At 62.6% G+C, this 6,671-nt stretch carries 8 protein-coding genes and 1 pseudogene; 4 read left to right on the top strand and 5 right to left on the bottom strand.

Annotation, left to right across the window (positions count from 1 at the left end):
* A partial coding sequence (locus AC1DJT_RS11830) for a hypothetical protein (protein ID WP_476834115.1) occupies positions 1 to 675 on the bottom strand: 675 nt, incomplete at its 3' end.
* Positions 676 to 912: 237 nt separating this feature from the next.
* On the opposite strand from AC1DJT_RS11830, the gene AC1DJT_RS11825 reads away from it, so the two are divergent.
* A complete protein-coding gene (locus AC1DJT_RS11825) occupies positions 913 to 1,344 on the top strand; it encodes a transposase (protein WP_476769843.1) in 432 nt (143 codons plus the stop codon).
* A gap of 26 nt (positions 1,345 to 1,370) precedes the next feature.
* On the opposite strand, the pseudogene AC1DJT_RS11820 reads toward AC1DJT_RS11825, so the two are convergent.
* The 3 genes and pseudogenes from AC1DJT_RS11820 to AC1DJT_RS11810 form a co-directional block, all read right to left on the bottom strand.
* Positions 1,371 to 1,938, bottom strand: a pseudogene (locus tag AC1DJT_RS11820) (ATP-binding protein).
* A gap of 146 nt (positions 1,939 to 2,084) precedes the next feature.
* Positions 2,085 to 2,264 carry a Mu transposase domain-containing protein gene (locus AC1DJT_RS11815; RefSeq protein WP_476769844.1) on the bottom strand — a complete coding sequence of 60 codons (180 nt, stop codon included), beginning with the start codon at positions 2,262 to 2,264 and terminating at the stop codon, positions 2,085 to 2,087.
* The gene (locus AC1DJT_RS11810; RefSeq protein WP_476769845.1) at positions 2,255 to 2,419 is read right to left on the bottom strand and encodes a hypothetical protein; all 165 of its coding nucleotides are present in this window, start codon (positions 2,417 to 2,419) and stop codon (positions 2,255 to 2,257) included. Before AC1DJT_RS11810 ends, AC1DJT_RS11815 begins: the two co-directional genes overlap by 10 nt.
* Before the next feature lie 175 nt (positions 2,420 to 2,594).
* On the opposite strand from AC1DJT_RS11810, the gene AC1DJT_RS11805 reads away from it, so the two are divergent.
* Complete coding sequence (locus AC1DJT_RS11805; RefSeq protein WP_476834114.1) at positions 2,595 to 3,620, top strand: class I SAM-dependent methyltransferase; 1,026 nt, start codon at positions 2,595 to 2,597, stop codon at positions 3,618 to 3,620.
* On the opposite strand, the gene AC1DJT_RS11800 is transcribed toward AC1DJT_RS11805, so the two are convergent.
* A complete protein-coding gene (locus tag AC1DJT_RS11800; protein WP_476834113.1) occupies positions 3,540 to 4,001 on the bottom strand; it encodes a hypothetical protein in 462 nt (153 codons plus the stop codon). The two genes, AC1DJT_RS11805 and AC1DJT_RS11800, sit on opposite strands and share 81 nt — an antisense overlap.
* 408 nt (positions 4,002 to 4,409) lie before the next feature.
* On the opposite strand from AC1DJT_RS11800, the gene AC1DJT_RS11795 reads away from it, so the two are divergent.
* Together AC1DJT_RS11795 and AC1DJT_RS11790 are read left to right on the top strand one after the other, a co-directional pair.
* Complete coding sequence (locus AC1DJT_RS11795; protein WP_476769848.1) at positions 4,410 to 6,185, top strand: PHA/PHB synthase family protein; 1,776 nt, start codon at positions 4,410 to 4,412, stop codon at positions 6,183 to 6,185.
* Positions 6,160 to 6,567 (top strand): DDE-type integrase/transposase/recombinase, encoded by a 408-nt coding sequence (locus tag AC1DJT_RS11790; protein ID WP_476833221.1) that lies wholly within the window; start codon positions 6,160 to 6,162, stop codon positions 6,565 to 6,567. Before AC1DJT_RS11795 ends, AC1DJT_RS11790 begins: the two co-directional genes overlap by 26 nt.
* Positions 6,568 to 6,671 lie beyond the last annotated feature (104 nt).

The following is a 6,671-nucleotide window of genomic DNA, read 5'->3' as shown; positions in this document are numbered from 1 at the left end:
GCCATCGGCGGCCACGTCGGCGCGAAGCGCCGTCAGGCTCGCAAGCGCGCTGCTGATCTGGGTCTGTACAATTCCCGCAGCCGTCACGGCCTGCCCGTAAGCTAACGCCGTTGCCGCGGCGAAGGGAGCAGCCGCGGCAGCCGCATCACGCGCGGCCAGGATCAGATCGGCGGCGGCTGCCGCGACGGAAGACCCTGGCGTCAGCGAAATACCACCGGCCGCCGCACTCCTCTCGAGCGCCGCGATCAGGGCAGACCTGTTGGTCAGCGTCTGATCGACGATCAGGTTCGAGATGATGCGAGGRTCGGCATCCGCGACGCTGTGGACGTTMACACCCGGCTGGTTGCTCGAGGTGGTGATGGTGGGGTCGTAATTGGTATTGGTGACGACCGGTGCTCCGGGGGGGCCGAGCGGCATCATGTCGCCATCGGCATCATTGATGTAGGTCGGGGTCAGCAGCCGCGGGAAGATTYCGTCCGCAGCGCCRGCCTGGCTCTGACCTGGMAGGAGATGATTGTTACTGCCATCGACCGTTCTAAGGCCGATTGGCAGCAAGGATGCATCTTGACCGATAATATCGACAAGACTTTCACCCGCAATATTACGCTCAGCAACCTTGATCTGCTCAAGAATCTTGTTCAGATCGGCGAGATTGACAACAAAGCTCGAAGCCATGATGGACCCCAAATTGCAAAACGCGGATTAATATTAGGGGCACATTAACTCCACCAACGTATAGGTGGTTAGAGGACAAGGTCACGGTATTTTCGGGACCAGCGCGTGCCTTTGGGGGGCCGCTGGTCTGTGCCCATTGGGGCCGAAACCTCCGACCTTGGTCTGAGGGCGTGGCAGCGAAACCTGCGACCATGGTCCGGTTCGTTCGGCTCTCTCGGTGCCGCAACCAGGCGGGCGATGACGCTGTCAGGCGTCGGTTCCATCGCACCATTGACGTTCAAGGCCGCCGTCTACGATCCGACACGGCTCCGGCGGTCAAAAACAGTGGCGGCCCACTTCGTGCTCACGCCGCACCACGACCAGTCAGGCGAGCGCGACAACCCGGGGCGGACATCGAAAGCCGGCGATGCCGAGGTGCGCTCGGCGCTGTTCCTGGCCGCGAACACGATCATGAACGGTCGAGGACAATCGTCGCCACTGCGCAAGTTCGGCGCGCGGCTTTCCCGGCTGAAGGGCCGCAGGCGCGTGATCGTCGCGGTGGCCCGCAAGCTCTCGCGKGCGTGCTGCACTAGAGGTGGACCGCCGGCCCCATGTTACTCGAGCCGGCTGACCGCGCGAGAAATTCGATGCTGTCCACCGCCATCCGAAACTGACCCCACTCCGTCATAAAGAACTGACCCCCAAGCCGTTTCCTCTCAGGAGGTTGCGGGTTGATGCGTCGCAGCAGCCTTTTGCAAAAGGCCGCTGCGACGCTTTTCACGGAGCCGATAGCTGTCTCCGCGGATGGTGATGACGTGGCTGTGGTGCAGGAGCCGATCGAGGATAGCTGTCGCACGATCGGATCGCCGAAGACCGAGCCCCATTCTCTGACGGCCCGGTTGGAGGTTACCGGCATCGCGCCCAGCTTAACGACGGCTGACCAGCTGGAAGAACAGATGCGCGGCGTCGAGCTCGAACGGCAGATAGCCACGTTCAACGACGATCAGTGGCTTCGGCTTGGCGTAGTGGCTGAGCCTCTCCTCGAGGCGCCCCTCGGCATAGGCCTTGGCTAGTTGCGCGACCAACGTCGTCGCCGGCGTGAAGCGAGTAGCCTGTGACGATGGCTTCGCGTCCGAGCGCGACCGCCAGATGGGTCTTGGCCACGCCCGGCGGGCCCCGAAGCAGGACCGCCTCGCCATTGGCGATGAATCGTCCCGTAGCGATCTCGCGGATCTGCGCCTTGTCGAGCGAGAAGTGTGCCCCGAAGTCGAAGTCCGGTGAGATCGCGCACGTAGGGAAAGCGCGCGAGCCCGAAGGACATGTCGATCCGGCGCTGATCGCAGCGCACGACCTCCCGCTCGCAAAACAGCGTCAGCGCCTCCCGGATCGTTGAGTTCGCGGCGGCCGGCCTCGTCGATCCGGAAGTGATCTTAGCGGAGCGAGACGAGCCACTCGGCCGTTCCGACTAAGGCGGCCAGATGAGCATCGTCGACGATCCGGCCATGACGCCCCTTTAACTCGGCATGGTTGACCACCTCCCGCCCGCCATGATGGATGCGCACGATCTCATCGCCGGCCGTGACCCGGACCCGCTGGCCGATCAGCGCCACGGCACCGAATAGGTGTTGGCGTCGATCGCCACCGCACATTCGGCGACCGCCTTGATCATCCTTCGCATGAACGAAGCCAGCAGCGATTGCGCCAGGACGGCGTCTCGGTGCCACGGGAGAATGTTCACTCGGACGGCCTGGAAATGCCGGGTCATCCTCCATTCGGAGGATGTCGAGCCTTTGCCTCGCGCCTACCAGAGACAGTCTTGGCTCGCTTGGGCGCAGCTGACCTTTGAAACCGAAGCCCCGGGCAAATGGAGCCCTCGCATAGCGTGCGACCTGGATGCCGACCGTGGGCGTCGCGGCCTCCAAACTCTCGCAGGCGTCTCGATGACCGTCTGGCCGGATGAGGCGGGAGCTCGAGCTCAGCGGCGACCAGGCCTCGATGGGTACGCACGATGCCGGTTCGGTCGTCCCGCTCGCTGTGTTGTCGGTAGGGTTCCAATTGATCCCCACGCCTGGAAAGGGTGGCATGGCCCCGAGCGCATCTGCTGGCGAGAGGCAATCGGCGATTCAGCCTGGGAGATTGCAATGCCGGTCGTTCAAATGCGTCCACACACTGACGATGTCTGCGATCACACGACGGCGGCCGAGGTCGATCGCCTCAAATCCGCCTATGCGAAATATGCGGACAGGGATCGCGTAAACCCGGAGAAGGAGAAACGCCCCGGACGCCTGCGCATGGTGCGCGATCGCGATATCGCCCTGTACCGGTTGCTTGATCGCGAAACGACCCCTCCCCTCAAGCGCTATCGGGTCCTGGATCTGGGCTGCGGGACAGGGGATCTGATCCACCAGTTGCAGCGCTACGGCTTTCCCAACGACCGTCTGTTCGGGGTCGACCTGCTCCCGGAAAGCCTCGCAACCGCCAAACGGAAATGCCCGGACGTATCGTTCACGGAAGCGAATGCCGAGCACGTGCCGTTTCCCGACCAGCGTTTCGATTTCATCCTGGTTTTCACGGTGTTCTCCTCGATCTTGAGCCCCGGCATGGCCAGTAACGTAGCGCGCGAGATCACCCGCGTCCTGACGCCGGACGGAGTGATCATCTGGTATGACCTGCGCTATCCCAATCCCTGKAACCGCAATGTCAGGGCCATGACACGGCGCCGCATCCAGGACCTGTTTCCTGATTTCGAGATTGAGCTGACCTCGAAAACGCTGCTTCCTCCCATCGCCTACCGGCTCGGCACACTCACAGACCCGCTCTATCCGACGCTGGCCCTCGTCCCCGCCTTTCGTTCCCACTATTTCGGCATGCTACGCAGTGCGTCCTCAGGCGTGATAGAATATGGAAGCACCGAGCCCTCGCCATCGCGCGAAAACAGCAAGCCGCCTTTCGGGCCGATGCCTTAATGTGAGAGCGCCGGATAACCGCGTGCTGTAGGCTCCTCCGCGACAGCGGATCCTGGCCTGCACCTCGGTGGTGATCCGATCGATCGACAGATTGCGGCTTGGGGCATCGATGCTGCTGATGCGGCTCATGGGGAGCCCGCGTGCGCTGACCATGTCCGAAATCAGATCGACATGGTCCACATGGTCCAGGCTGCCTTGCAGATCGATTTCGAAGTAGCGTTGAAGCGGACCGATCTTCTGCCAGCGATCCCGAAGGCGCACCTCCAGGAGGGGGCGTGGCGCCTCGAAGCGGATGAGCAGGTCCGGTTTCGGCACGATGTCGAGCGCGCGTGCGACAGGGTCGCGGTCGGTTATGCCGCTGAGCAGGATGAGCGAGGCCACCGCCTGGACCATACCCTGATCGAAGATCGTGATCGCATCGGAGGCTTGTCCCGCAGTCCATTGGTGATGGAGCAGGGCCAGGTGCCAATAAAGACGAACGAATAGCTCCCGGATCACTGGCGCATTGAAGGCGGCGCAATGAGTGGCATCAGCGCTGCGTCGATTCGCCGATCTCCGACGAGCCCGCCGCCACCGAGGCGAGATTGCCGCGGACTCCTCTGAGCTTGGGAGCCCGCGGGCCTCTGATGAAACGTCCCTGTATTTTCGCCCCGATATTGCGCCACCCTGCCGCCCAAGTAACTCGAGGAGGCCGACTAGGAATTCTTGATGAACTGAATTCGGGGCCGCGCTCGATCGGGCACTTTCTGCCACTCTGTTCGCACTGAGGCAGAAGCTTCCGAGCGCAGCATGGCTGTGGACAAGGGGAACGGGATGGACCAGTCGAGAATGGCCGACCAAACCGCCGAATTCGTCGGGCTGATGCAGCGCGCGCTGGATCTTTCGCTGTGGAGCCACGCCAAGGCGGTCGCACAAGCTGCCGGGCAGGATTACTCAGTGGTCGATGCMAAGACGGTAGCCAACGCCTACACCCAGGTGGCGCTGCAACTCCTGAAAGATCCCTGGGCGCTGGCCGAATTCCAGATAAACTTGTGGAGGGACGCCTCAAGCGCCTGGCTCGAAGCTTGGTCCGGCCCGGGCGAGGACAGCAGTGACCGACGCTTCCGCGACGGTCGCTGGAGTTCGGAACCGTTCAGCCGAGGGTTGCGCGACGTCCACCTGGCAATCGAACGGGCGGCTGAGAAGTTTCTCGGGTCGCTGCCCCATGACGGCAAGAACAACCTGCGCGTCCGCTTCTATACCCGGCAATTGCTCAGCGCTCTCTCGCCCAGCAACTACTTGGCGTTGAACCCGGCGGCGCGTGACCGTTTCTTGGAAACTGAAGGACGCAGCTTGCTAGATGGATTCCGCAACCTGCTGGACGATCTGGAACGCGGAGAGGGGAGGCTCGACATCGCCACCCACGACCCCAAAGCCTTCCACGTCGGCTGCGATCTGGCGTCGACACCCGGCCAGGTGATCTGGCAAAACGAACTGATGCAGCTCATCCATTACGAGCCGCTGACGGAGATGCAGCATAAGCGCCCGCTGCTCTTCGTGCCGCCCTGGATCAACAAATACTACATATTCGACATGAAGCCGGACAGCAGCATGGTCCGTTACATGCTGGCGCAGGGCCACAGTGTCTTCCTGATCTCGTGGGTGAATCCCACGAGTGCGCACGCCCATCTGAGCTTCGAGGATTACATGCGCCTCGGCCCACTCGCGGCGCTGGACGTGATGGGTAAGGCGACCGGCGAAATAAAGTTCGACATCCTCGGCTTCTGCATCGGCGGGATCCTGGTGGCGGCCACAATGGCTTGGATGGCGGCGCGCAGCGACAAGCGTGTCGCGACAGCGACGATCCTGGCCACGATGGTCGATTTCACTGATGTGGGCGAGATTGGCGTCTTCATCGACCGCGACCGCCTTCAGGTTCTGCGCGAGCACATGGCTGAGAATGGTTACCTGGAAAACCATCACTTGCAGGACATGTTCTCGATGGTTCGCGAGAACGACCTGATCTGGTCTTTCCATGTGATGAACTATTTAATGGGCCGCAAGCCGCCCGCGTTCGATCTACTGTTCTGGAACAGCGACAGTACTCGGCTGCCCGCCGCGATGCTGCTGTGGTACCTGGAAAAGATGTATATCGAGAACGGCTTGCGAAAGCCCGGCCATTTGACCATGGACGGTACGCCCATCGACCTCGGTAAGAGCGACGTTCCCTTCTACGTGCTTGCCACCAAGGAAGACCACATCGCGGTCTGGACCTCGATCTATCCAACCACGCAGCTTCTGGGCGGCGAGACGACCTTCGTGCTGGGGGGCTCAGGCCATATCGCGGGGGTAATCAATCCGCCGGGCAATCGGTCAAAGTATGGCTACTGGACACGGAGCGACTATCCCGAAAGCCCGCAGGAGTGGCTGGCTGGCGCCGAAAAACACGAGGGGTCGTGGTGGCCTCACTGGTTGGCCTGGATGGAGGCCCATCGTGGCGCCGAGGAGGTTCCCGCCTACCGGCCCGGTACCGGCGGGCTGAAACCGATCGAACCGGCACCTGGAAGCTACGTTCGGGCAGGCTGACCGGCTCCTCCATGTCGCGATCGACGATGCCTCGCGGCTGGCTTTCGTCGAAGTTCTGCCAAGCCTCGACCGGGACGACGCGACGGCCTTCCTCGAACGCGCGCTCGCCTGGTTCGGCCGTCTCGGCGCCACGGTCGAACGGGTGATGACCGATAACGGCTCGGCCTATCGCTCGAAGCTCTTCGCAGCCGCGCTCGCAAAGGCCGGCGCCCGCCATCTCCGCACCCGGCCCTACACCCCGCGAACCAACGGCAAGGCCGAGCGCTTCATCCAGACCAGCCTGCGCGAATGGGCCTATGCAAGACCCTATCAGAGCTCGGCAGAGCGCCAGGCCGCCATCGGACCATGGGCCGACAACTACAACCTCTCCCGCCCTCACTGAGCCCTCGGCGGAAAGTCGCCATGGACAAGACTGAACAACCTTCTTGGAAACGACAGCTAGCTGTCCGAAGGTTCGAAAGGCGGCGCGCTCGGCCCGGAATGTCA

Source organism: Allobosea sp. 05T422_2 (assembly GCF_056396265.1).
Note: the sequence above shows the minus strand (reverse complement) of the source record. Positions and strands in the feature narration are given on the sequence as shown.

Excerpts from the sequence above, each read along its gene's own strand:
- AC1DJT_RS11810 (WP_476769845.1), bottom strand. The coding sequence starts at position 2,419 with ATGACCCGGCATTTCCAGGCCGTCCGAGTGAACATTCTCCCGTGGCAC.